Raw genomic sequence first — 24,969 nt, 5'->3', positions numbered from 1 at the left:
GTGTCATAGGTGACCGCCCACAGCCACCCCCGGTGTCGTACGTGACCGCCCACAGCCGCCCTCGTTGACCGGCCGTGACCGGACTCCGACTCGCCTCACTGCTCGCGGCCGCCACCCTCCTCACGGCCGCGTCCGGTGCCGCGCACGCCACCACCGTCCCCGCGCCGCCCCCGGACGCCGGGACCGCCCGCCTCCTCCTCACCGTCGAGGGCTCCGGCAGCACCTGGATTCGCGGCCTGAGGCTCGACTGCCCGCCGGACACCAGCCCCCCGTCCCACCACCCGTACGCGCGCGAGGCGTGTGCCGAAGTGTCGGCGGCGGAGGGCGACTTCGACGCGCTGGCCGGTGCCCCCCGCCCGTGCGCCTTCGTCTACGACCCGGTGACCGCCAAGGCCAGGGGGACGTACGGAGGCAGCGAGGTGGCGTGGACGCGTACCTTCCCCAACTCCTGCGCCCTGGAGGCGGCCACGGGCCACGTCTTCCGCTTCTGACCCGGCGCCCCACCGTCGCGAGCGTTCCAACATCCGCCGGACAGCGGCGCGTTACCATCCGGCCCATGGCTCTGCCCACGAAGGACACGGACCGGTTCACGGCCGCGATGCCCCGCCTCCAGGCCATCGCCTACCGTCTCCTGGGCTCGGCGAGCGACGCCGAGGACGCCGTGCAGGACACGTTCCTGCGCTGGCAGGCCGCCGACACGGACCGCGTCGAGGTCCCCGAGGCGTGGCTGACGAAGGTGCTCACCCACGTGTGCCTCAACCAGCTCGGCTCGGCCCGCGTCCGGCGCGAGACCTACGTCGGCCAGTGGCTGCCCGAACCGCTGCTCGCGGGGGACCCCATGCTCGGCCCCGCCGACACGGCCGAGCAGCGCGAATCGGTCTCGTACGCGGTGCTCGTCCTGCTGGAGCGCCTCTCCCCGAACGAACGGGCGGTGTACGTGCTGCGGGAGGCGTTCGGCCACACGCACCGGGAGATCGCGGAGATCCTCGGCATCACCGAGGCGGCCGGCCAGCAGCTCCTGCACCGCGCCAGGAAGCACCTCGCGGACAGCAGGTCCCGCGCCGCGATCGACGAGGCCGCCGCCCGGCGGATCGTCGAGGAGTTCCTCACGGCCGCCGCCAACGGCCGGATCGAACCGCTCGTCCGGCTGCTCACCGAGGACGCCGTCGCGGTCGGCGACGGCGGCGGCAAGGTCCCGGCCCGGACCAAGGCGTTCGAGGGCGCCCTCGCGGTCGCGACGTTCATGCGGGGCCTGTTCAAGCCCGGCAAGTCCAAGCGCGCCCTCGTCGGCGGCTCACCGGACATCCACACGACGACCGTCAACGGCGCCCCCGCCTTCGTGGCGGTCCTCGACGGCCGGGTCATCGGCGTCGTCTGCCCGGAGATCACCGCCGACGGCATCGCCGCGCTGCGCAGCCAGGCCAACCCCGACAAACTCGAACGCGCGACCCGGCGCTGGGCGGCCACGGACCACGGAGACCCCCTGTTCACCGTCTTCTGACCCCCTCTCGTGCCGCCCTCCCCCTACCGTTCCCCCTGCCGCCTCCCCCCGCCCCCCTACCGCCGTCCGCCCGCCCTCCGGCCATCCCGCGCCGCGCTGTGAGCTGCTTCACACCCCGTCCCTGTCAGGAAACCGCGCGCTGCCCGGTTCAAGGGGCGAACGACCGGGCGAGTCGCCGGACGGCGCGTCACCGGGACCGCGCGTCACCGCGAACCTGAGACAGGAGTCAGGACATGCAGAGGCAGCAGCAGCACCGCATCCTCGTCATCGGAGCCGGTTACACCGGGGCCGTCGCCGCCGGCCGCCTCGCCAGGCGGCTGCACCGCGAGGACGTGACCATCACCCTCGTCAACTCCTCGCCCGACTTCGTCGAGCGTGTCCGGCTGCATCAGGTGGCGGCCGGCCAGGACCTCGGGGCCCGGCCGCTCAGCGAGATGTTCGCGGGCACGGGCGTCGCACTGCGGGTGGCCGGGGTCGTCGGCGTCGACGCCGACCACAAGACGGTCACCGTCACCACCGGAACCCCTGAAGACCGGACGCCGCCCGAGCAACTGCGCTACGACACCCTCGTGTACGCCCTCGGCAGCGGCTGGAACACCCAGGGCGTCCCGGGTGCCGCCGAGTACGCCCACGAGATCGCGAGCCGCCCGGGAGCGCTGCGGCTGCGCGAGCGGCTCGCCCGCCTGGACGCCGGACAGCCCGTGGTCGTCGTGGGCGGCGGCCTCACCGGCCTGGAGGCCGTGACCGAGATCGCCGAGGCCCGTCCGGACCTCGACGTCGCCCTCGCCGCGCGCGGCGAACCCGGCGACTGGCTCTCGCCCGGCGCCCGCGCGCACCTGCGGAAGGTCCTCGCCCGGCTCGGCGTCACCGTGCACGAGCACACCGCCGTCACCGGCGTGCAGCCCGACCGCGTCATCACCGCCGGCGGCGGGACCGTGCCGTCCGCCGTCACCGTGTGGACCACCGGCTTCGCGGTCCACCCGGTCGCGGAGGGCAGCACCCTGGAAACCAGCGGCACCGGCCAGATCGTGGTCGACGCGACCATGCGCTCGGTCTCCCACCCGGACGTCTACGCCATCGGCGACGCGGCCCTGGCGACCGGACCCGGCGGCAAGCCGCTGCGCATGTCCTGCGCCTCGGGCGTCCCCGCCGCCTGGCAGGCCGCCGACGCCCTCGCGGCCCGCCTGACCGGTGGAAAGCTCCCGGCCAGGACGCCGCGCTACTTCAACCAGTGCGTGTCCCTGGGCCGCAAGGAGGGCCTGATCCAGTACGTCACCGCCGACGACCGCGCCCGGCGCGCGGCCCTGACGGGACGGCTCGCCGCCCTCTACAAGGAGGTGGTCTGCAAGGGCGCGGCCTGGGGCGTCGCCCACCCGACCCTCGCAGTACCGGGCCGACGCCGCCGGGTCGCCGGCACGCCGGAGGGGACGGGAGCGAACGCGGCGGCCGGGGCCGCGGTCTGACCGGTACGGGCGGTCCGGGCGGGACGACAAGCCGGACGAGCGGAGAGCCGGACGAGCGGACGGCCGGACGAGGGCGGAGACGATCCGTCCGTCGTCCGGCCCGACGCGGCCAGGTCCGATCCGGCCCCGGCACAGCCCGTTCCGGCCGGCTCACCGGCGCTCCGCGCTCCGCGCTCCGCGCTTCAGCGTCACGTCAACGATCGCGTGGGCCGCACGACTTCACCACTGTCCTCCGTGGTCACGCGATTCTGTGACCGTGGGCCGCGTTCGTCGGGTGCTCGACTCATGACCTCCGGGCCTATCCACAGTGGGCGGGCGTCGGCGCAGCGGTGATCTTCACCGCCAAGTACGGGACGCCCATCGAGCCGGGCAACCTCACTCGGATGTTCGCCCTGCGGGCTCGACGTGCCGACCTCCGCGTGATCTCACTGCGGAACACCCGGCACACGTGCAGCTCGCTCCTGGTCGCCCTGAAGGTGCACCCTAAGGTCGCGCAACGCATCCTGCGGCACTCACAGATCGCCATGACGATGGAGGGTCTACGCGGAGGCGGGCGACGAACAGGTGCGCTCGGCTCTCGACCAGCTTTCCGGCGCAATGGACGGTAGCGGCTGACCTGATTGCTGTACTTCGCTGCTGTACGGCCCAACGTAAGAGGCCCCCGGATCATGTCCGGGGGCCTCTCACCTGTGTGCACTCGGCAGGATTCGAACCTGCAACCTTCTGATCCGTAGGCGGGTGCGCAGACGCGCCACACCCTCTGGCGTGGCCGTACGGGCCCGTCTGACGTGGTTCGCCTGCGCTTCGACATACGCCTGTGTGCGCCGACGTTGATGTCAGGTGTTGATGTCAGTCGGCGCGGCCATCCGGCACTCCTAGCCTGGCCATGGCCTTGCACGGACCGGGCTCGTAACTCCCGCCCAGGCCTGCCTGATCGCCCCTGCTGCAAGGGCACCAGGCGCCGCAGGGCAGTCAATCAATCGTTGACAGATATGTGATCATCACCAACCCCCCGTGAGTCAGTCACCTGCAACGCTTGGCTACGGAGACGAGCCATAGGCCTTGATAATATTTTGTCGCTTCACGGGCGGCCCCTCAGGCTTCGGCATCATTAATGCATCGGACCAAAACCACCAATCAGTGACGGGAGAGAAATGCCTCCGATGCACATGACTCGCCTTGTTCGGACTAGACGCCTAGCGTGCTCTTTCAATGCCGGGTTCGCTCTTCAGGTAGGCACCCTTGTGGCCTGCTCGTATTTTGTTGACCCGGAGCGCCTGACCGCCATCACGGCACTTTTGCTTCTTTGGCAACAGGCTTCTACGGCGAGGTCAGAAGGTGCTAGGAATTCACTTCCCCTTCTTCCTCGACCTCCCCAGGGAGAGCCGATTCAAGATCCGCCCAACGCAGCGCATGAGACAGGTTGACCCAGTGGTCCTCATGCATCTCCTGCGCGTTCACCACGTACCCCAGGCGATCCCTACGGCGACCATTCATGTACGCCTGTTCCGCTTCACTCCCGCCGCCGACAAGCCGGATGAAGCGCTGCTCTGCTGCCTGCCGACTGCGCATAGCCATAGCGTCGGCTATCTCGCGGAACGAAATTCCTCGGCGCCTCGCCTCGCGGAGTAGTCGCTCCTCCGAAGACTCGACAAGGACCTTTAGCTCGCTCACCAAAGTGAGACCATCGAGTAAGTCTTGCTTGGTCCTGCGCATTCCGTTCGGCGGATTCGCCGCAATGGAGAGAAAGGCCGCAACGTCGATCATGAAGTGCTGCGATTCTTGATATCTCGCAGCATGACGTTTGTATAGCCGCATGCATGCCCGGACTGCCGCATGCGGCAGCCATGTATATCGGTCCGGAACTCGCCGGCGAGCGATGGCCATGATCTCAACCGCCAATGCCGCTGGGAGCTTTCCCTGTGGCCAGTAGGTGCGAACTGGCAGCGAGTAGTTCCGGATACGGCTCCGCCAGCCTAGCCGCTGCCATCGCGGAGGCGATCAGATCGTCCGTGGGCCCCTCGCCCGGCTGCTGTTCGGCCGCCTTCACCAGGGACCACGCGGGCCCTTCGATACCGAAGACCTGCACGTCTGTCAGGCCGGAGGCGGTCAGCTCCGCCACAAGCTCTTCGGCGCGGTGGAAGTAGGACAGGGTGAACCCTCGCACACCGTCGTAGACGGCCGTCTCAAGAATCTTGGAGACGGAGTCGTGAATCCGCTCGGTGTGCAGGTGTGCGTACGTGACGTGCTCGAAGAGCGACGCGTAACGGTTGATCGCGGCAGCAGCGATCAAGCCACCCGGCTTCACCACACGGCGTGCCTCCGCCAGCGCCTTACGCCGGTCGTCCGGGTCAGGGAGGTGGTAGAGCGGCCCAAGCAGCTGCACTACGTCGAAGCTGCCGTCCGGTTGCGGCAGATCGCGGGCATCCCCCACGAGCGCTGAGCACACGGCCGCGGCGCTCTTTATATGGCGGGGCACGGGGTCTACGAGCGTGACTTCGTAGCCGTCCTTCACCAGCCATTCAGCGTGAATCCCGGTTCCCCCTCCCACGTCGAGCACACGTGCCGGCGCGGGAGGCAAGAAGCGTCGGAGGAGCTCTTGAGTCCTGGCCAGCTCCATGCGGCCGTCTGCCGAGCTGCGCAGGCGGTCGTCCTCATCCACTGTCTCGCCGTAGAACCGCATCACGGAGGGAGCCAATTCGAGATTCGACATGGTCGCAGTATCGTGTGTACCGGTGGACCAGTCCAGCGCAGGAATTAGGAGAAGCCATGGCAGTCCTGAAGTACGAAGAGATCGCAGAGTTCCTGCGCGCCCGTATTGCCGCTGGTGAGATCGCTCCCGGGGGGACGATCCCGTCGGGCCGCGAGCTGGCCGAGCAGTGGGACGTGTCACGGGCTACCGCCATCAAGGCCGTCGATGTGCTGCGGAACGACGGCGTGGTCGTGGCCAAGCAGGGAACCGGGTTCGTCGTCACGGAAACACCCGTGGCACGCCCTGCCGGCGCTCGCCGCGCAGGGTCGGCGCGCATCCTGGGCGGCATGCCGTTCCTGCGCGTCGGTACGCCTGACTGGGCGGAACCCCCCGCCCACGTCGCCGCCGCCCTCCGCCTCTCCCCTGGGACTGAGGCGCTTCGGCGCGTTCGCATCCTCCAGCTCCCGGACGGAACCCCGAATAGCTGCGTTGAGGCGTGGTTCCCCCCGGAGATTGCGGAGGCATCGCCACGCCTTGCCGACACCAGCCCGATCGCCGAAGGCACAACGCGCTACGTCCGTCGCCAGACCGGGCGAGGCCCGGCCGAAGGGGTGGACGTCACCACAGTGCGCCTCGCATCGGAGACGGAGGCGGACCGCTTGAAAGTGCCCCAGGGCACACCAGTGGCCGTGCTTCTGCACACGGCGTACGACGAGCATGGGAAGCCGCTGGTCTGCGAGGAGGGCGTAACGCCGTCCTCGTTCTTCGAGCAGGTGGATACCTACGCCATGTAGGCGCAGCACGAGCAACAAAGCCCGCTGGACCGGTCCACCGGTTCAGCTTTTTTTGTTGCCCCGAAAGTGCTCCCCGCCTGCGTCTTTGCTCGTGATGGACCGACGACGCGCGGATCCATCGCTTGACTGGACCGGTCCACCGGTCCAGTCTCTTGTTGTGGCCATCGCCCAATCCGGAATCTACGGAGAGGGCCGATGCCGTCACGCCAAAACTCAACAGCGTGATCCACCGCGTCAGTACGGCCGTGACCACACCGGCCGGGGCGAGTGGAGACCAGCCGACCGAGAACCGGCCCCCGTCACACCGGGGCCCACACCCCCTGACCGGGGAACGCCATCGGCTCTAAGAACCGCACAGCACACCTTCGAAACTGCGACGACTTCCGGGATCTCGGACCTCCCCGGAACGAGCAGCGCCGTGCGACATCAGGAGAACCGAAGCACCAGCGCTCACGGTGCCCGGCATTCGGCCTGCCTCTCCGGCGGGCTGCGGTGCCGGGTTGCCGTGGTCGCTCGTAGCCCACGAACGACCCAGACGGCGCGAGGCCCCGGTGCGGACACACCGGGGCCTCTTTCGGGCCGCCCCACTGTGAGGAGAAAACGACCCATGAAGACCATCGCTGCACTTCAGCCCACTGTTACGGCCGCCTCGCTCGACTTCGAGCCTACGGCCGCCGAGCTGGACGCGATCGAGCACGAGATGCCGCTCATCCGGGCGGAGGTCGCTCTGCTGGACGCGCAGATCATGACCATCGACCGCCCGGCGAACGAGCTGGACACGCGGCGGGTGCGCCGGGCCCGCAACCGGGTCCTGGCCGCCCGCCGCGACCTGACCAACCGCGCCGGCACGGTGCAGCCGGGCGGTGCGGCATGAGTGCGGCCGACACCTTCACCGCGCAGATGGCCATCGGCCGGAACACTGGCCGGTGGCGCCTGTACGTGGTGATCTTCGGCGGACTGGTCTCCGAGTGGCCCGAGTACGGGTTCGACGGTGACGCGGTGCCGAGCGTTCAGGACCGTTCACGGGCGCTGGACGCGCTCGGTTACGTGTTCACGGACGGCCCGATCTGGGACTGGACCGAGGACCACGCCCCCGGCGACGACCCGGCCGGACCGGTCCGCCTGATCGCTTCCACGCGGGTGCGGGAGGTGGCGTCGTGAACGATGTTCAGATCCGTTCAGCGGAGCGCGCGTTGTCGGTCGGGACGTGGCTGATCGTGGGCGGCGCGATGCTGTTCTCCATCCTCACGGTCACCCCGCTGATGGAGCACCACACCCCCGAGGGCTGGACCTGGACCGCCCCCATCCTCCCCTTGGTGGTGGATGCGGCGGTCGTCATCGTCGTGCGTCTGGATGCCGTTCTGGCCCGGTTGGGCGGGCACGGCGGCCGGTGGCCGATCGCGTTGCGGTGGATGACCGGGTGCATGACCCTGGCCCTGAACGTCGCGGACTCTGCGCTGCGAAAAGAGCTGGTCGGAGTGGCCGTGCACGCGGTCGCGCCGTTGCTGCTGATCGTCACCGCAGAGACCGGCCTGGCCTATCGGCAAGCCATCACTGCCGCGCAGACGGCCCGCGAAGCTCAGCTCAAAGCCGAGCGGGCCGAGCGGGAGCGGACCGCCAGCGAGCGCCGCGAAGCACAGGAGCGGCGGGCCCGTGAGGAGCGCGAGCACGCCGCCCAGTTGGCCCGCGAGCAGCGTGACCACGAAGCCCTGCTGGCCCGTGAACAGACCGCGCGGCAGGAAGCCGTACGGCGTGAGGAACGCGAGCGGGCCGAGGCTCGGGAACGTGCCGAGCGGGAGGCTCGTGAACGCCGTGAACACGAGCGTGAACAGCAGCGCGCCGAGCGTGAACGCCTTGAACGCGAAGCCGTACAGCGCCGCGAGCGCGAGCGGCTGGAGCGTGAGCAGGCCGAGCGTAGGCAGCAGCAGGAGCGGGCGGAACGGGAGGCCCGTGAACGCGAGACGCTGCTGTCCGGCGGCCCGGTGAACACCAAGCTGCCCGAGGACAAGGCCCGGCAGATCGTCACCGCCGCCCACGACTCCGGGCTCCCCGTCCGCACGGCCTCAGACCTGTGCGGCTGGTCGACCGGTTGGGTCTCCACCCGCTACCAGGAGCTGCGCGACCGGTCGGCGGTGGCTGCGTGATGGCCGCGCTTCCTGAGTACCGGTGGCGTCTCGCACCGGACGGACTCGCCACCCGCCGTCAGCTCCGTGCGATGGGGCTGCGACCGGGTGGTCAGGACGTGGTTGCTGAACTCCAACGTCCCCGCCGTCGGCGTGGCCCGCTGGTCGCCTACCTCTACCGCATCGACCGGGCCAAGCCCGTAAGGCCGATGACCCCGGGTCGCCGGACCGCTCTCGCCAAGGCGATGACGGCCCGGCGGACCTGCCCGAACTGCCGCCGCGACGCCGGGTACTGCATCCCCCGTTCGCTCGGCATGTGCGTTGCCTGCTCCGACTCGTTCGCCCCCGCGGCTTGAACCGAAGGAGAACCATGGACCAGCACCTTCCCGCCCCGAGGGCGGTCACGGTCGTCCAGCTCCCGGACGGCTCCTACACCTACGCCGACGCCACCCACCTGCCCGCACAGCAGCAGGCACCGCAGCAGATCGTCCAGCACATCCACCAGGCACCGCCGGACCGCACGGTGCAGCGCATCGCGCTCGGCTCCGGTGTCGGTGCCGGGGCGGTCGCGGCCGGCGTCTACTTCGGCCCGCTCCTGGTCGGCGTCCTGACGGCTATCGCCGCGAACCTCGCGATGCTCGCGTTCCTCGCGGCCGTCATGGCGTGGGGTGTGGTGAGCGTCGTGAAGTCTGTGGGCGGGTCGGACGGCAAGGCCGCCTCGAAGAGGCTCCGGCGCCGCTGAGCACCCCCGAAGCCGTAGGCGGCCCGCAGGGCGCCTGACCCCCCGTCCGGGTGGGTTGAGACCCCCCGGGCCGCGTTCGGCCACCACAACCCTCGTAGCAACGCAGCGTGAGCGAAGTTTCCCGCCTCGCGCGCACACGCGTAGGGACCCCCTGGGAAACCAGGAAACCGGAAACTTCGTAACTCCGCGTACACACACCCGCGTGTGGGGGCGGGCCATGCCGGGCCCGCCCCCACCGACTCAGAACCCTTGGAGAGATCCCGTGAGTCAGTCTCAAGTCTGGCGTACGCACCGCCAGTACGCCGCCACCGCCGCCCGATGGAGTGCGGACCGGTGGCGCAAGGAAGCCGACCGCCGCCACACTCTGCGCGCCGACCGCAAGCCCCTCGTCCGCGACGCACGCCGCGCGCTGGCCACCGCCCGCGCCATAGACCCCGAAGGCGTCACCCCTCTGCGTCACCGCGCGGAACGGGAGCTGCGCACCGCCAAGCGCCGCGTCCCGGACCCGATGTGGCTGTTCGCCTCCAAGACCGCCACCGCTCTCGGTGTCGCCGGGTACGTGTGGCTGCCCACCGTGTCCGTCCGCGCCTGGGTGTGGACGGCCGTTGCCGTGGTCGCCGCCGTCACCGCCCTGACCGTGGTCGCCGCCGTGCGCGGGCGCGACACCATCGGCCTCACTCCCACCGCTGAGGAGACCGCGCTGCTGAAACGCCTCCAGCCGCAGCACTGGAAGGAGCACGCCGAACAACGCGGCCTGGCCGGAACGCTCACCGGCCGGCCGAAGCTGACCGACGCCGGGATCGTCGTCGCGGTCCGCCTCGACGGCACATGGACCGCCACCAAGCTCCGCTCGGCTGAGGACCACGTCCGGTCCCTGCTCGGTGCCCGCACCAGCCTGCGCATCCAGACCAAGGCGGGCAAGCAGGGCGGGTGGGCCGAACTGACCCTGCGCACCCGCAGCGCCGCCGACGGCGACGACCTGACGTGGACACCCGAGCGGCGTTCCCTCGGCATCGACACCGTGACCGGCGAGCAGGTCACCGTGCCCCTCGGTGAGCGCCTCCTGATCGCGGGCCGCTCCGGCGCGGGTAAGTCCGTCGCCTCCCGCCCGCTCCTGTTCGACGCGTCCGAGGGCGAGTCCAACGCGCTGGTCATCATCGATCTCAAGCGCGTGGAAGGGCGGTTGTGGGACCACCGGGCCCGCGTCGCCTCCACCCCGCACGAGGTCATCGACGTCACCGACGAGCTGGAGACGGAGATGCTGGAACGGCTCTCCGTCCTGCCCAAGGGACAGGACACCTGGACTCCGACCCCGGAGCGGCCCCGCATCACCGTCGTCGTCGACGAGGGCGCCGAAGTCATGACCGCCGCCGACAAGGTCACCTACGAGACCGAGACCGCCGACGGCAAGACCCGCACCGCCACCCGGTCCGCCCTGCCCGCCCTGGAGTCCATCGCCCGTATGGGGCGGGCCGCGTGCATCGACCTGTGGTGGATGACGCAGAAGCCCACCATCGGCGACGGCATCCCCAAGCAGATCGCCCCGCAGATCGGCGTCTCCATCTGCCTCGCCGTCCGCACGCCGGCCGAAGCCCGCGTCGTCCTCGGAGAGGACGCACAGGCCAAGGGATGGACCGCCGACGAACTCCCCGTCCCCGGCGTGGCCCTGATCCGGGACGGCAAGCGCAAGCCCGACCCGGTCAAGGTCCGCTACATGGACAAGGCCGTCGTCATCGCCCTGCCCGACCGCACCCCCTGGTCACGCTCGGGCGTGCCGACGGAGGAAGCCGCGGGCACCCCGACGCTCACCCTCGTGAAGGACACCGCACCCGAACCGGCACCCGCTTCGGACGGTTCCGCCGCGCGCGTGCTCAAGGCGATCGAGACGGCCGATGAGCCGGTTCGGCAGAAGGACTTGGTGACGCTCACGGGCCTGTCCAAGGGTGCAGTGTCCAAGGCCGTCAAGGCCCTCACCACCGAGGGCACCGTCGTCCGCTCCTTGGACGGTTACCTGAACGCCGTCCAGGGCGACGACATCGCCGCCGCCTGACCTACCCACACCACGAGGGCGGCCCCCTCGTCTCGCCAAAGTCGCGGGGCCGCCCTCATCCAGCGCTTCTCACAGAACTGGAGACATCCAGCATGACCCATCACCCGCCATCCGCGCTGCTGTCCGCAGCCTTACAAGCCGCCGAACGCGGCTGGCATGTCTTCCCGCTCCGCCCCGGCGACAAGCGCCCCGCCCTCCACGGCGAGACCGCCTGTCCCCGCACCGGCCCCTGCACCGACGGCCACCTGAAGTGGGAGCAGCGCGCCACCACCGACCCCGACCGCATCCGCGCCGCATGGTCCGCCGGAGCGTTCAACATCGGCATCGCCACCGGCCCGTCCGGGCTAATCGTCGTCGATCTCGACAAGCCCAAGCTCAACAGCGAAGGGGACGCGCCTGACGGCGCGGCCAACCTTTCGGCGCTCTGCGAGCGCGCCGGGCACCCGGTGCCCCGCACCCGCACCATCCGGACCGCGAGCGGCGGTACGCACTTGTACTTCTCCGCTCCCGCCGCCGCCCACCTTCACAACACCGCCGGAACCCTCGCTCCCCTGGTCGACACCCGAGCATGGGGCGGATACGTCGTCGCCTCCGGCAGCACCGTCAACGGCCACACATACGCGGTCGACGGGCCCGCCCTCATCAACCCCCTGCCCTCATGGCTCCGGACACTCCTCCTGCCCCAGCACCCGAAGCACGCAGCCGCCGTTCCGGCGCCTGCTCCGGTGTCGTTGCGAGGCCACCGGTACGCGGAAACCGCCCTCCAGCGTGAACGCGAGACCGTGCGTGCTGCAGGTGAGGGACGACGCAACACGACCCTCCTCGCGTCCGTACGGGCCGTGGGCCGGTTCGTGGCGTGGGGCGACCTTCCCCGCCACGTCGTCGAAACGGCTTTTCAAGCAGAGGGCGAGGCGCTCGGGCTCACCGCGGCCGAGTGCCGCGCCACCATCACCAGCGCTCTGAACTGGTCCCTCCGCACCTGCCGGCCACGACCGGAGGCGGCATGACCACCCGGACCGATCCCCACCTGAAAAGCCTCCCCAACCCGCCCAGGCATCGCCGAACCGGCCCCGACCGCAACGGCGAGGGGGCGCCGAAGGTCGTCGCCGAAGGCGTCCGCATTGCTGTTCGCCCTGACCCGCACACGGTCACCGTGACCGGCCTCCAACCCGGCCTGACCGTGCGCAGCATCGGGCGCAACGAACTCCCCGTCGCCGACTGGCTCTGCGCCTGTGGTCGCCACGAACGCGCCCGGGGCCGCCGCGCCGTCATCGAACTCACCACCCGCGCACGCGTCCAGCAGTGCCCCCACACCACCCCCGCTGCCTCTGGGAGGGCCGCCGCATGACCGACCCCACTCCCACCACATCGCCTATCGATGGCGCCGCTCTCCTCGACGAGGTCGAGGCGTTCCACCGGCGCTTCAACGTCTTCCCGAGCGAGGCCGCGTTCGTCGCGGTGGCTCTGTGGGACGCGCACGCGCACCTGCTCGACTGCTTCGACTCCACGCCCCGCGTCGCCTTCCTGTCCCCCGAACCGGGGTCCGGGAAGACCCGGGCGCTGGAGATCGTGGAAACCCTCGTTCCGCAGCCCATGACGGCTGTCAACGCGTCCGCCGCCGCTCTGTTCCGGTCCGTTTCGGCAGGCAACGGGAAGCCCACCATCCTGTTCGACGAGATTGACACCGTCTTCGGGCCCAAGGCAGGGGACAACGAAGAACTGCGCGGCTTCCTGAACGCCGGGCACCGCCGCACTGGGGTCACCTACCGGTGCATTGGCGACGGCGGACAGCAGACCGTGCAGGCCTTCCCGTCGTACTGCGCGGTCGCGGTCGCCGGTCTCGGCTCACTGCCGGACACGATCATGAGCCGCGCCGTCGTCATCCGCATGCGCCGCCGCGCCCGCAACGAGAAGGTCGAGCCCTTCCGGGCCCGCATCCACGAAGCCGAGGGGCACAAGCTCCGGGACCGGCTCGCCCACTGGGCAGAGCACGCCCGCGACCTCGTCATGGGCGCCTGGCCGGACATGCCCGAGGGGGTCAGCGACCGGCCAGCCGACGTGTGGGAACCGCTGCTCGCCATCGCCGACGCCGTCGGCGGTCACTGGCCCGAGCGGGCCCGCGCCGCATGCGTGACCCTCGTCACCGCCTCCCGCGCCAACGACAAAGGCAGCGTCGGAGTCCGGCTGCTTACCGATCTGCGTGACCACGTCATGGTCGGCATCGACCGCCTGCCCACCGTTGCCATCCTCGACAGGCTCAACGCCCTGGACGACGCCCCGTGGGCCGACCTCCAGGGCAAGCCGCTCGACAACCGGCGCCTGTCCAAGATGCTCGCCGAGTACATGACGGCCGACAACGAGCCCATCGCCTCCCGCAACATCAAGACCGCCGGGAGCGTGCTCAAGGGCTACTACACCGCCGATCTCTGGGACGCCTGGGCCCGCTACTGCCCCCCACCCCCGGAAAGTCCGCTACCTGCGCTACCGGGCACCGAAAACATGGTCTGACCAGCACCAACGCGGTAGCGGCAGCCAGTCTTGGTTGCCGCTACCCATCCGCTACCGCTACCTCGTCCGCTACCTCCGACAGGCCCCTGACCTGCGAGGTAGCGGCGGTAGCGCAAGTAGCGGCCCTCAGAGGTATGCCCCGAGGACCATTCCGGAGGAGCCCCGCATGACCACCGCCATGCCCGCCAGTCACGAAGCGCTCAAAGTCCCCGAAGTCATGGCGGCGCTTCGTCTCAGCCGCAGCAAGGTCTACGACCTCATTCGCTCCAAACAGCTCCCGAGCTTCACTGCCGGCCGGGCGCGACGCATCCCGGTCGACGCCCTCCGCGAGTACATGCGCAACCAGATCGAGGAGGCCGCCTGATGGCCAAACGACGCGCCAACGGCGAAGGAACGATCACCAAGCGCACCGACGGCCGCTACCACGCCGCCGCCTACGTCTACCGCCCGGACGGGACCCGGACACGGAAGTTCGTCTACGGCAAGACCCGCGAAGAAGTTGCCGACAAGCTCACCGAGTTGCAGGAGAAGACGCGTCAGGGCATCCCGGCCGCGTCCTCCACGATGGCGTTCGGCGACTACCTGACCTACTGGCTCGCCGCCATCGCGCCAGAACGGCTCAAGCCCGCCACGCTCAACAGCTACGAGGGCCTGACCCGGCTCTACATTCGGCCGGCGCTCGGCAAGAAGCGGCTCAACCGGCTCTCGCCTGCCGACGTACGTCGGTTCCTGACCGAGTTCAAGGGTTCTTGTCTCTGCTGCCTGCGACGCGCCGACCACGAGCGCCCGGAAGGCAAACGCGGCTGCTGCGCCGTGGGCAAGTGCTGCAAGCGGCTTCCGTCCGCCCGCACGGTCCAGTACGTGCACGCCGTACTGCGGTCAGCCCTACAGCAGGCGATGCGCGAAGAGCTGACCGCTCGGAACGTCGCGCGCATCGTCGAGACCCCGACCGTCACACGCAAGGAGGTGCGCCCCCTGGACGGCGCCGAAGTCCGCATCCTGCTCAAGACCGCCCGCACGCACCGGCTGTACGCGCTGTGGCTGCTGCTCGTGTCGACTGGCCTGCGGCGCGGGGAAGCTCTCGCCCTCACGTGGTCGGACGTTGACCTCACGAACCGACAGCTCCGGGTACGCCGGAACGTGCAGCGCATCCGGCGGGAGCTCCTCTTCGGGACACCGAAGACCACACGGTCGATCCGCACCGTGTCCCTGCCGCGGCACCTCGTGCGGGCGCTCGCCCATCACCGCGAGCAGCAGGAGCGCGAACGGAAGGTTGCGGGCAAGAAGTGGCAGCCGACGCACGGGCAGCCTGACGGACTGATCTTCACCACGCAGACCGGGAGGGTCATCGACCCTCGCAGCCTCAACCGGATGCTGACGATCCTGTGCAGGAACGCGAACGTACGGCGCGTCAGGGTCCACGACCTCCGGCACACCTGCGCCTCGATCCTGCTCTCACGAGGGGTGGACGCCCGCACGATCATGGAGACGCTGGGCCACAGCACCATCACCATGACGCTCGACACCTACGCGCACGTGATGGACACGACGCTGCGGGCGGCTGCGGAGCGCATGGACGACGCACTGAATCTCGATGACCCCGACGACGAGTCGGAGGAGGAAGCGTCGGACGGCTGAGAGCGTCTCTCCGGGTGCGTTGATGTCACCCGCTGATGTCAGAGGCCCCCTGGACGATGTCCAGGGGGCCTCTCACCTGTGTGCACTCGGCAGGATTCGAACCTGCAACCTTCTGATCCGTAGTCAGATGCTCTATCCGTTAAGCTACGAGTGCTTGTGCTCTGCGTTACCGGGGTTTTTTCTGCCCCGTCGGCGTTGCGTGGACAACATTACATGACCTGCGGCCGGACGTGAAATCCGTATCGCGCACCCCATCTGACCTGCGCAAACGCTCGCGCGTGCGCGGGGTGTCCGGGGGACGCGCAGGGCCCCGGTCGTGGGAACGACCGGGGCCCTGGCCTGGCTGCGGAGGCGGAGGGATTTGAACCCTCGATGGGCTTTAAGGCCCAAACCGCATTAGCAGTGCGGCGCCATAGACCGGACTAGGCGACGCCTCCATAGCTGCACCTGCGCCCGGGATACGTGCGCGGGGTGCGGAGAGATGATGACACAGCCGAGCGCGGTGCCACCAATCGGCACCCACGGTACTGGGTGGGGAGAGCCTCGGGCAAAGGGGTTCCGCGCGCCCGGGGCGCCCCTTCCCGCCCCCGTACTCCCGGTCCTCCCGGTCCTTCCGCAACGTCCCGGCCGTCGCCGCGTTAGGCAGGCGGACCCCTCCCTGCCCGGCCGGCAGGTCCCCGCACCTCACGACGGAGCGCCCCTCATGAGCACCAAGATCTCCGAGAAGACCGCGCGCCACGGGATTCGTACGCCGCTGCTCGCCGCCGCCCTCGTCTCCCTCGGGCTGTTGTCCGCCCTGCCCGCCTCCGCCGCGCCCGCCGCCCGGGACGCCTGGGGGGACCGGCTGACCGTGACCATCTCGGGGGCGGGAGCGGGCGTGGACGGGACCGTCACGCTGCGGTGCCACCCGGCCGGCGGGAGTCACCGGGAGGCGGCCGCCGCCTGTGCGCGGCTCGACGGGGTGACGCGGTGGGGGAAGGACACCTTCGCGCCCGTGCCGGAGGACGCGCTGTGCACGATGCAGTACGGCGGTCCGCAGACCGCGCGGATCACCGGGCGGTGGGCGGGGCGGCACGTCGACGCCTCCTACGCGCGGACCGACGGGTGCGAGATCGCGCGCTGGAACGCGCTCGTGCCCGTCCTGCCCTCGATGACCCGCTCGGAGGCCGCGACCGGCGAGGGAGCCGCCAGCCGCCCGGACGCCGCGACCCGTCAGGGAACCGTCAACCGCCCCGACGCCACGACCCGCGAGGGGACCAGCGCCCTCACAGACGCCACCACCCGCGAGGGGTCCCGCACACCCGCCGACGCCACCACCCGCGAGGGAGCCGTGATCCCCGCCGACGCCGCGCCCCGCGCGCAGGACGCGCCCGGGGGCGGAGCGGCCGCCCTGCGCTGAGACGGCCGCCGCCGGTACGGCGGGGTGTCGGGTGTGGGGAGCACGTGTGCGGGCGCGCCGGTGCCACGTGTGCGGGCGCGCCGGTGCGGGGCCGCCCGGTGCCCCGCCGTACCGGCGTGCCGCGCCTGCCGGGGCTCCGTGCCGGGTTCTGGTCTCATCCGGCGTTGCCCGTCCGGGCGCTGCCCGTAGACTCCCTTCCGTGACACGTCGCGGGCCGCGCGGCAAGATGGCCCGCACGGGCCGCCGGACGGTTCGTGGTGTGGGGTAGAGCGCGGCGCCTCGCCTGAGTGCGGGGCAGCGCGGAACGTCAGGGAGGAAGCGTCGTCGTGAGCAGCAGGCCATCCCGGGGCACTGCTCGCCTCGCAGCCATACTCGACTCCCTGCCCGACGCCCTCGTGCTGGTCAACGCCAACGGCACGGTCGTCAACGCCAACACCATCGCCCTCCAGGCCCTGGAGTCGCCCGGTACCGCCCTCGTCGGGCGCGGACTGCTCGACCTGCTGCCCCAGTTCGACTCGCGGCTCATCCCCGGGTCGATGCGGCGCCCCGAGTCCACCGACGAACGCGGGCGCACCAAGCCGGCCCGGATGGTCGCGCGCCGCACCGACGGCAGCGAGTTCCCCGTCGAGGTCACGAGCGCGAACCTCGCCGACGGCCGCACCGCCACGGCGGGCTCCGGCTCCTCCTCGTACGAGGACCACGGCGGCCGATACTCGGGCGACGAACTGCTGATGATCGTGATCCGCGATCTCACCGGGACCGTCGACACCGAGGCCGAACTCGCGCGCTCCCAGCGGCAGACCGAGATGATCCTGCGGGCCGCCTCCGAGGGTGTCGTCGGCACCGACACCGAGGGCCAGGTCGTCCTCGTCAACCCGGCCGCCGCGCAGATACTGGGGTACCGCGCGGGCGAACTCGGCGGGCGCGAACTCCACCCGCTCGTGCTGCACTCGCGGGCCGACGGCAGCGAGTTCCCGTATCCCGAGTCGCCGCTCGCCGACACGCTGCGCTCGGGCCGCAAGCACCGCGTACGCGGGCAGGTCCTGTGGAACAAGCGGGGCGAACAGGTGCCCGTGGACCTCACGACGGCGCCGGTGCGCGACGGGGACCTGCTCGTCGGGGCCGTCATGACCTTCACCGACCGCCGCGCCTACGACGAGCTCGTCACCCGGCACGCGGCGGAGGTCGAGGAGCTGACCGCGCGGCACGCCGCCGAGGTCACCGAGCTGAAGGACGGGTGGAGCGAGGAGGTCTCCGCGCTCAAGGAGGCCCGCGCGCGCGAGGTCGCCGAACTCACCGAGCGCCACGAGAGCGCCCTCGCCGAGATCACCGGAAGCCACGAGAGCACGCTCAGCGAACTCACCGGGCGGCACGACGAGGAGATCGCGCAGGAGAAGGACCGGTACGCGGCGCTCGCCGAGCGGGAGAAGGACCGCTTCGAGGCGCTGTCGGCCCGGCACGAACAGCTGCTCGCCGTCCTCGACACCTCGCTGCGCGGGCCGCTGGAGGAGCTGCGCCGCGAACTGGGCACCCTCGCCGCCGACCCGGCCGGGCAGTTGTGGCCCGAGGCCAACCAGATCCTGCACCATCTCGCGGCCGGCTACGCGCGGATGACGACGCTCGTCGACAACGTCCTCAGCTATCAGCGGCTCGACGTCGGCACCGATCAGCTCCGGCGGCGGAACGCGATGCTGGACGCGGTCGTGACCGCCGCCGTCGACGGCGCCGTCGACCTCATCGGGCCCGGCCGCGCCCAGTTCGCGGTGCACGCCCCGCCCATCGAGGCGCAGGTCGACGCGGACCGGCTCGCGACCGCCCTCGCCCACCTCATCGCCGACGTCGCCGGGATCGACGCGACCGGCAACGCCCGTACGGGGCTGGTGAACACGGGCTACGTCGACTCGACCATCGTCGTCGCGGCGGCCCAGCGCGGGGACGCCGTACGCATCGAGGTGCGCGGCCCCTACCCCGGGGGCGACCCGGTGCACGGGCCGATCGTCGCCGGGATCGTGCGCGCCCACGGCGGCGTGCTCCAGACGCACACGGTGCCGGGCGTGGGCGGCAGCGCCTACATCCTCGACGTGCCGATCGGGGAGGGCGCGGGCGTCGTACCGGCGGCCGTCGCCCCCGTACCGGCCATCGAGAACCCGGCGCCCGCGCAGCCCACGTCCCCCGAGCCCTCCGAGGCCGGTACGGAGTCCGGGGCCGCGAACAGCTCCGCCCCGAACGGGCCCGCCACGAACGGGCACGGGCGGCGGCGCGCGCGGCGCTCGTCCACGGACGCCTTCCTGGAGAGCGAGGTGCGCCAGGAGACGCAGGCCGGTCAGGGCGGCGCGCCGACCGGGCGGCGGCGTGGCCGGCCCGCTCCGGAGGAACCCGCCGCCGCGCCCGCCCAGGGCTCGCCCTTCGCGCTGACCGCCGGGCCGTCCGACACGTCCGCGGCGCCCGGTTCCCCGCAGACACCGCCGCACGGGGCCGTCGTGACGGCCGCCGAGCACGCGGCGGGGACGGCGGCCGCCTCGCACTCCCTCGGGCCCGTCAGCGTGTCGCCGCGCGGGGTGCCCGTGGGCCCGGCCGGTACGGGGATGCCCGCGCTGCCCATGCCGAACGGGATCGATCCGGCCGCGGCCCAGCCGATCGGGCCGGACGGCGGTCCCGCCGCGGACCAGCCCACCGGACGCCGCGCGCGCCGGGCGCTGACCGCCGTGACCGGACCGGGGTCCGCCGGGACGCCGGGCACCGGGCAGGCGCCTTCCGCCCCGGCGGGCCCGACGGAGCCGGCTCCGGAGCCGCAGGCCGGGGTCGAGGCCGGGGCCGGGCAGGCGCAGGCCCTCGCCTCGGGGCCCCGCGTGCCCTTCGCGTTGCCGCCCGCCCAGGCCGACCAGCAGTCCGGGCCGGCGGCTCAGTCCGCGCGGCCCGCTCCGTCCGTGGGGCCCGAGCCGTCTGTGGAGGGCTCCGGGCAGCCCGCCGGGCCCGTCGTGTCGGAGGCCCCGAGCCCGGCCGGCCACGGCGCGGAGCGGGCCACCGTGCAGCCGCCGATGGCCGCCCCACCCGCCCCGCCCGCCGCCGCGCGGCTCCCGCAACCGCCGCTCTACGCGCCCGCCGCGCCCCCGGCGACCGCCTACGAGGAGCAGGTGTACGAGGAGCAGGCGTACGGGCCCGGGACTCCGGCCGCCGGTACGGCAGGGGCGGAGCCGGTGGGCCCGGAGCCGCGGTCGGCTTCCGTCCGGCGGGAGCAGGAGCAGGAGCAGCAGCACTCGCACGAGCGGGACGCCGCGCGGGCGCCCGGCGCGCGCCCCGTACCGGCCCCGTCCCCGGCGCCCGAGAGCGACCCGGACGGTGCGCGGGGGCGGGCGTTCAGTGTGCGGACGCTCGGTGCGGGGGTGCCGTTCGACGAGCGGATCGCGGGTCCCCGGCCCGCCGCCGCGCAGTTGCCCGCGCAGGCCGCGCAGCAGTTGCGTCAGGCACGTCTCGCGCGTCAGCAGGCGCAGCCGGCCCCCGGCACGGCGGCGCCGCACGCGAACGGGACGCAGGGCGGCAACGGTTCGGGCCGCCGCCGCAAGCTCGCGACCCCGCCGGGGCCGCCCGCCGGGGCGCCCGGGGCGGACCACCCCGAGGCGGAGGCGCACCCTCAGGGCCCGCAGTCCGCCGCGCCCGGCCTGCCCTCCGTACCGGCGCAGACACCGCGCGGCGCGCAGCCGCCGCTCGCCGCCCCGCCGGTGCCGCCCGCCCCGCCGCAGGTCCCCGGGCAGGGCGCCGCGCAGGGCCAGGGCGGGTCCCAGGGCCGGCTGTCGGGTCAGGAGCACGGACGCTCGTACGCGATCGGGGCGCCGGACGCGGGCGCCGAGGGCCCCGAGCCCCTGGACGGCCCGAACGGCGCCGTCGAGGTGGCCCACCGGCCGCAGCCGCAGCCCCTGGACGACGAACTGCCGCCCGAGCCGCTCGACAACCCGCGCCGTCTGCTCGTGTGGCCCGCGCCCGACGCGGGCACGCAGCAGGCGCTGAGCGACCGGGGCTACCGGCCCGTCATCGTCAACTCCCGCGAGGAGGTGGACGCGCAGATCGCCGCGTTCCCCGCCGCGCTCTTCGTGGACCCGCTGACCGGGCCGATCACCCGGACCGCGCTCCAGTCGCTGCGGCAGGCCGCCGTGGCCGCCGAGGTCCCCGTCCTCGTGACGGCCGGTCTCGGGATGGCGTCCCGCGAGAGCGCGTACGGCGCCGACCCGGCCGTCCTGTTCAAGGCGCTCGCCCCGCGCGACAGCGAACAGCACCCGCCCCGGGTCCTGCTGATCGAGGAGCGGCCGGAGATCGCCGGCGCGCTGACCGCCGCGCTGGAGCGGCGCGCGATGCACGTGACGCGCGCCGCGACGGACGCGGAGGCGGTCGCCGCCGCGACCCAGGCGCCGCCGAACCTCGTCGTCATGGACCTCACGCAGGTACGGCGCAGGCGGGCCGGGATCGTGGACTGGCTGCGCGCCAACGGGCAGCTCAACCGCACGCCGCTCGTCGTCTACACGGCGGCCGGTATCGGGCCGGCCGAACTTCCGGGCCTGGCCTCGGGCGAGTCGGTGCTCTTCCTCGCCGAACGCTCCACGAGCGAAGAGGTGCAGGGCCGCATCGTCGACCTCCTGGCGAAGATCGGGACCAACTAGAGCGACTGGGGCGGCTCGGGCGGCCGGACCGACTGGGGCGGCTCGGGCGGCCGGACCGACTGGGGTGGCCGGACCGACTGGCGGGACCGGCGCGGCCGGCCGGCGCGGTTCCCGCCCGTCCCCAGGCGTTGTCCCCCGTGAACGGCACGACGACGCGCCGGTGACGTGCCCGGCCGCCCTCAGGCGTCCGTCCCCGGGCGTCCGTGGGCGTCCTCAGGCGTCCGTCCTGATGATCACGTCGAGGGTGCGCGGTCCGTGCACGCCCTCGACCCGTTCCAGTTCGATGTCCGAGGTCGCGGAGGGGCCGCTGATCAGGGTCGTGGGCCGGCCCGGGACCAGACGGGCCACCGCCTCCGGGACGCCCGCCGTCACCGAGGACAGGTCCACGACGCACACGTGCAGGTCCGGCACGAGGCTCAGCGCGCGCCGCCCCTGGTCGGGGCCGCCGTCCAGGAAGATCGTGCCGGTCTCCGCGCAGGTCACCGCCGAGGCCGTGACGACGCCGTCCAGGGCGCCGAGGCCCGGCGCGGGCTCGTCGGCGGAGTCCGTGCGGACCTCGCCGTCGAAGGCCGCGAGCCAGGCGGGGTCCAGGCCCGCCGGGACGCCGACGAGCCGCGCGGAGCGCTCGTTCAGGACGGCGGCGACGGTCGCGGCGGTCCCGGCGGCCGTGCACGGGTGCACGTGCGCCTTGTAGTCGACGAGCCGGTCGGTGAGCAGTTCGAGGCGCTCGGCGTCCGGCAGGGTGCGGCCGGTGCGGTAGGCGCGCGGGACGGTGACCGGCTCGCGCGGGGCGAGCGCCAGGGCGTCGCGCACCCGGCCCAGGACGGCGTCACGTGCCGGACCGCCGCGTGCCGGGCCGCCCTGCGGGGACGCGGTGTTCGTGGTGCTCATGCCTGCTCCTCCGGCTGCTGCCCCGTCGCCTGTCCGGGCGTCTGTCCGGACGCCTGTCCGGGCGTCTGTTCCGTCGGCTGTTCCGCCGGCTGCTCCGTCGGCTGTTCCGTCGGCTGTTCCGTCGTCCGTGCGCGCTGGGCGGCGCCCTCGGCCGCGGCCTCGCTCATCGCCGTACGGCCCTCGGGGGAGTCCAGCCAGTGGCGGAAGGTGTGCCGGGGTGGGGCGGGGGTGTCGCGGCTGTCGCTCCAGCCGCTGAACGGCGGCGGGAGGTGCTCGATCTTCCTGTCCCGGCCCGCGACGATCCGGCCGAGGCCCGCCGCCTTCTGCGCGGCGGTGTACAGGCCGGGCCTGGCCATGACGGTGGCGGCGGCCCTCATCGCGAGGGACTCGGCCGTCGTCCCGGAGTGCTCGGTCTTCTGGTGGCGCAGTTCGACGAGGAGCGAGGGGATGTCGATCTTCACGGGGCACGCGTCGAAGCAGGCGCCGCACAGGCTGGAGGCGTACGGCAACGAGGCGTTGGGGTCGTCCTTCGTCTCGTGCATCCCGGCGAGCTGCGGGGTGAGGACCGCGCCGATCGGGCCCGGGTACGTCGATCCGTACGCGTGGCCGCCGGCCCGCTCGTAGACCGGGCACACGTTGAGGCAGGCCGAGCAGCGGATGCAGTTGAGCGCCTCGCGGCCGGTCTCGTCGGCGAGCGCGGCGGTGCGGCCGTTGTCGAGCAGCACGAGGTGGAAGTCCCGCGGCCCGTCGCCGGGCGTGACACCGGTCCACAGCGAGGTGTACGGGTTCATCCGCTCACCGGTCGAGGAGCGCGGCAGGAGCTGGAGGAAGACCTCCAGGTCCTGGTGGCGCGGCAGGACCTTCTCGATGCCCATGACGGTGATCAGGGTGTCCGGCAGGGTCAGGCACATGCGGCCGTTGCCCTCGGACTCGACGACCGAGAGGGTGCCGGTCTCGGCGATGCCGAAGTTGGCGCCGGAGACGGCGACCTTCGTCGTCATGAACTTCTCGCGCAGGTACACGCGGGCGGCGGCGGCCAGTTCGGCCGGTACGGCGTTCAGCTCCGGGTCGACGCCGGGGATCTCCTGGAGGAAGATCTCGCGGATCTCCTCGCGGTTGCGGTGGATCGCGGGGACCAGGATGTGCGAGGGCTTGTCGTGCGCGAGCTGGACGATCAGCTCGGCGAGGTCCGTCTCGTGCGCCCGGATGCCGCGTTCCCCCAGGTACTCGTTGAGGCCGGTCTCCTGGGTGGCCATGGACTTGACCTTGATGACCTCCTCGCTGCCGGTCTCCTTGACCAGCCGCGTGACGATCTCGTTGGCCTCGACGCCGTCGCGCGCCCAGTGGACGGTGCCGCCGCGCTCGGTGACCTTGCGCTCCAGCTCCTCCAGCAGCTCGGGCAGCCGGTTCATGGTGTCGGTCTTGATGGCGCTGCCCGCGTCCCGCAGCGCCTCCCAGTCGGGGAGTTCGGCGGTGACGTTCAGGCGCTTCTCGCGGATCGTGTGCGTCGCCTTGCGCAGGTTGCGGCGCAACTGCCCGTTCCGCAGCTCCGTGTGCGCGGCCTCGGGGAACCTCTGGTCGCCGCGCAGGTTGCCCGCGCCGTACGGCGCGCGCGGCGGGGCGGCGGGCATGCCCAGGAACGTGTTGCTCATCGGGTCACCTCGGGGGAGCGGGCGGCGCCGGCCGGCGCGCCTTCCAGGGGGTAGGGCCTCGCGCGGGTGGCGGCGAGGACCTGCGCGAGGTGCAGGGTGCGCGTACCGGCCTTGACGCGGGACAGGCCGCCGCCGATGTGCAGGAGGCAGGAGGAGTCGCCGGCCGTGCACACCTCGGCCCCGGTCCCGGTGACGTGCGCGACCTTGTCCTTCAGCATCGCGGTGGAGGTGTCGGCGTTCTTGACGGCGAAGGTGCCGCCGAAACCGCAGCAGGCGTCGGCCTCGGGCAGCTCCACGAGGTCGATGCCCTCGACGGCGCGCAGCAGCCGCAGCGGCTTCTCGCCGACCCGCAGCATGCGCAGCGAGTGGCACGTGGGGTGGTAGGTGACGCGGTGCGGGAAGTACGCGCCGACCTCGGTCACCCCGAGGACGTCGACGAGGAGTTCGGACAGCTCGTAGGTCTTGGAGCGGACGCCCGCGACCCCGGCGCGCAGCGCGGCGTCCCCGTAGCGTCGGGCGACGATCTCGTGCTGGTGGCGCACCGAGCCCGCGCAGGAGCCCGAGGGCATGACGACGGCCTCGATCGAGGGGTCGCCGAACTGTTCGGCGAAGTTGCGCACCAGCGGTACCGGTTCGCGCTGATAGCCGGTGTTGACGTGCATCTGCCCGCAGCAGGTCTGCCCCGGCGGGAAGACCACCTCGTGCCCGAGCCGGGCCAGCAGCAGGGCGGTGGCGGACACGGCGTCGGGGAAGAGGGTGTCCCCGAGGCAGGTGGCGAAGAGTCCGATACGCATGGAGGACCTTCCCGGTCGGGCGGCTGAGCCCGGGGCCGGCCCGGTCCTGGTGGCCCCGGGCCCCGGGCCC

General features: G+C 72.1%; 21 protein-coding genes, 2 tRNA genes and 2 pseudogenes. 18 read left to right on the top strand and 7 right to left on the bottom strand.

Annotation, left to right across the window (positions count from 1 at the left end):
- Positions 1-74 precede the first annotated feature (74 nt).
- From ACFYMP_RS24295 to ACFYMP_RS24280, 4 genes and pseudogenes are all read left to right on the top strand, one after another.
- A complete protein-coding gene (locus ACFYMP_RS24295) occupies positions 75-491 on the top strand; it encodes an SSI family serine proteinase inhibitor (RefSeq protein WP_388861425.1) in 417 nt (138 codons plus the stop codon).
- A gap of 65 nt (positions 492-556) precedes the next feature.
- Positions 557-1,501, top strand: a complete 945-nt coding sequence (sigJ, locus tag ACFYMP_RS24290; protein WP_388861423.1) for an RNA polymerase sigma factor SigJ — start codon at positions 557-559, stop codon at positions 1,499-1,501.
- Positions 1,502-1,734: 233 nt separating this feature from the next.
- Positions 1,735-2,964, top strand: coding sequence for an NAD(P)/FAD-dependent oxidoreductase (locus ACFYMP_RS24285; protein WP_388861421.1), 1,230 nt, complete (start codon positions 1,735-1,737; stop codon positions 2,962-2,964).
- Between the two features lie 329 nt (positions 2,965-3,293).
- Positions 3,294-3,579, top strand: a pseudogene (locus ACFYMP_RS24280) (tyrosine-type recombinase/integrase); the annotation flags it as partial.
- Positions 3,580-4,305: 726 nt separating this feature from the next.
- Here the strand turns inward: ACFYMP_RS24280 and ACFYMP_RS24275 are convergent.
- Positions 4,306-4,731: a hypothetical protein gene (locus ACFYMP_RS24275; protein WP_388861419.1), complete on the bottom strand. Its 426-nt coding sequence runs from the start codon at positions 4,729-4,731 to the stop codon at positions 4,306-4,308.
- Positions 4,732-4,855: 124 nt separating this feature from the next.
- Entirely contained in the window at positions 4,856-5,677 is an 822-nt protein-coding gene (locus ACFYMP_RS24270) for a class I SAM-dependent methyltransferase (RefSeq protein WP_388861417.1), read from the bottom strand.
- A gap of 56 nt (positions 5,678-5,733) precedes the next feature.
- On the opposite strand from ACFYMP_RS24270, the gene ACFYMP_RS24265 reads away from it, so the two are divergent.
- The 12 genes from ACFYMP_RS24265 to ACFYMP_RS24210 all read left to right on the top strand — a co-directional run bounded on the left by ACFYMP_RS24265 (position 5,734) and on the right by ACFYMP_RS24210 (position 15,511).
- Positions 5,734-6,450 (top strand): GntR family transcriptional regulator, encoded by a 717-nt coding sequence (locus tag ACFYMP_RS24265; protein WP_388861415.1) that lies wholly within the window; start codon positions 5,734-5,736, stop codon positions 6,448-6,450.
- A 607-nt stretch (positions 6,451-7,057) separates the two neighbouring features.
- Positions 7,058-7,324: a DUF6284 family protein gene (locus ACFYMP_RS24260; protein WP_388861413.1), complete on the top strand. Its 267-nt coding sequence runs from the start codon at positions 7,058-7,060 to the stop codon at positions 7,322-7,324.
- On the top strand, positions 7,321-7,611 hold the full coding sequence (locus ACFYMP_RS24255) for a DUF6303 family protein (protein ID WP_388861411.1): 291 nt from the start codon (positions 7,321-7,323) through the stop codon (positions 7,609-7,611). The genes ACFYMP_RS24260 and ACFYMP_RS24255 overlap by 4 nt, the downstream gene beginning before the upstream one ends.
- Entirely contained in the window at positions 7,608-8,594 is a 987-nt protein-coding gene (locus ACFYMP_RS24250) for a DUF2637 domain-containing protein (RefSeq protein ID WP_388861409.1), read from the top strand. The genes ACFYMP_RS24255 and ACFYMP_RS24250 overlap by 4 nt, the downstream gene beginning before the upstream one ends.
- Complete coding sequence (locus ACFYMP_RS24245; protein WP_388861407.1) at positions 8,594-8,929, top strand: RRQRL motif-containing zinc-binding protein; 336 nt, start codon at positions 8,594-8,596, stop codon at positions 8,927-8,929. Before ACFYMP_RS24250 ends, ACFYMP_RS24245 begins: the two co-directional genes overlap by 1 nt.
- 14 nt (positions 8,930-8,943) lie before the next feature.
- A complete protein-coding gene (locus ACFYMP_RS24240) occupies positions 8,944-9,315 on the top strand; it encodes a DUF6251 family protein (RefSeq protein WP_388861405.1) in 372 nt (123 codons plus the stop codon).
- Positions 9,316-9,577: 262 nt separating this feature from the next.
- Positions 9,578-11,365, top strand: a complete 1,788-nt coding sequence (locus ACFYMP_RS24235; protein WP_388861403.1) for a MarR family transcriptional regulator — start codon at positions 9,578-9,580, stop codon at positions 11,363-11,365.
- 92 nt (positions 11,366-11,457) lie between these two features.
- Complete coding sequence (locus ACFYMP_RS24230) at positions 11,458-12,372, top strand: bifunctional DNA primase/polymerase (RefSeq protein ID WP_388861401.1); 915 nt, start codon at positions 11,458-11,460, stop codon at positions 12,370-12,372.
- Positions 12,369-12,713: a hypothetical protein gene (locus tag ACFYMP_RS24225; RefSeq protein ID WP_388861399.1), complete on the top strand. Its 345-nt coding sequence runs from the start codon at positions 12,369-12,371 to the stop codon at positions 12,711-12,713. The genes ACFYMP_RS24230 and ACFYMP_RS24225 overlap by 4 nt, the downstream gene beginning before the upstream one ends.
- Positions 12,710-13,873: a DUF3631 domain-containing protein gene (locus tag ACFYMP_RS24220; protein ID WP_388861397.1), complete on the top strand. Its 1,164-nt coding sequence runs from the start codon at positions 12,710-12,712 to the stop codon at positions 13,871-13,873. The genes ACFYMP_RS24225 and ACFYMP_RS24220 overlap by 4 nt, the downstream gene beginning before the upstream one ends.
- Before the next feature lie 166 nt (positions 13,874-14,039).
- Positions 14,040-14,237 carry a helix-turn-helix domain-containing protein gene (locus ACFYMP_RS24215; RefSeq protein WP_388861395.1) on the top strand — a complete coding sequence of 66 codons (198 nt, stop codon included), beginning with the start codon at positions 14,040-14,042 and terminating at the stop codon, positions 14,235-14,237.
- Positions 14,237-15,511, top strand: coding sequence for a tyrosine-type recombinase/integrase (locus ACFYMP_RS24210; RefSeq protein WP_388861393.1), 1,275 nt, complete (start codon positions 14,237-14,239; stop codon positions 15,509-15,511). Before ACFYMP_RS24215 ends, ACFYMP_RS24210 begins: the two co-directional genes overlap by 1 nt.
- Before the next feature lie 81 nt (positions 15,512-15,592).
- Here ACFYMP_RS24210 and ACFYMP_RS24205 read toward each other — a convergent pair.
- Both ACFYMP_RS24205 and ACFYMP_RS24200 read right to left on the bottom strand, forming a co-directional pair.
- Positions 15,593-15,665, bottom strand: a tRNA-Arg gene (locus ACFYMP_RS24205).
- 192 nt (positions 15,666-15,857) lie between these two features.
- Positions 15,858-15,948, bottom strand: a tRNA-Ser gene (locus ACFYMP_RS24200).
- 266 nt (positions 15,949-16,214) lie between these two features.
- On the opposite strand from ACFYMP_RS24200, the pseudogene ACFYMP_RS24195 reads away from it, so the two are divergent.
- A pseudogene (locus tag ACFYMP_RS24195) lies at positions 16,215-16,664 on the top strand (SSI family serine proteinase inhibitor); the annotation flags it as partial.
- A 572-nt stretch (positions 16,665-17,236) separates the two neighbouring features.
- Positions 17,237-21,562, top strand: coding sequence for a PAS domain-containing protein (locus tag ACFYMP_RS24190; RefSeq protein ID WP_388861391.1), 4,326 nt, complete (start codon positions 17,237-17,239; stop codon positions 21,560-21,562).
- 213 nt (positions 21,563-21,775) lie between these two features.
- Here the strand turns inward: ACFYMP_RS24190 and ACFYMP_RS24185 are convergent, their stop codons facing one another.
- From ACFYMP_RS24185 to ACFYMP_RS24175, 3 genes are read right to left on the bottom strand one after another with little or no spacing between them, the layout of a single operon-like run.
- Complete coding sequence (locus ACFYMP_RS24185; RefSeq protein ID WP_388861389.1) at positions 21,776-22,453, bottom strand: lactate utilization protein C; 678 nt, start codon at positions 22,451-22,453, stop codon at positions 21,776-21,778.
- Positions 22,450-24,105: a LutB/LldF family L-lactate oxidation iron-sulfur protein gene (locus tag ACFYMP_RS24180; RefSeq protein WP_388861387.1), complete on the bottom strand. Its 1,656-nt coding sequence runs from the start codon at positions 24,103-24,105 to the stop codon at positions 22,450-22,452. The genes ACFYMP_RS24185 and ACFYMP_RS24180 overlap by 4 nt, the downstream gene beginning before the upstream one ends.
- Positions 24,102-24,899, bottom strand: a complete 798-nt coding sequence (locus ACFYMP_RS24175) for a (Fe-S)-binding protein (protein ID WP_388861385.1) — start codon at positions 24,897-24,899, stop codon at positions 24,102-24,104. Before ACFYMP_RS24175 ends, ACFYMP_RS24180 begins: the two co-directional genes overlap by 4 nt.
- Between the last annotated feature and the right edge of the window lie 70 nt (positions 24,900-24,969).

The sequence above is a fragment of the Streptomyces sp. NPDC007088 genome (assembly GCF_042869355.1).
Lineage (GTDB): Bacteria > Actinomycetota > Actinomycetes > Streptomycetales > Streptomycetaceae > Streptomyces.
This window is presented reverse-complemented; position numbering and strand designations above follow the sequence as displayed.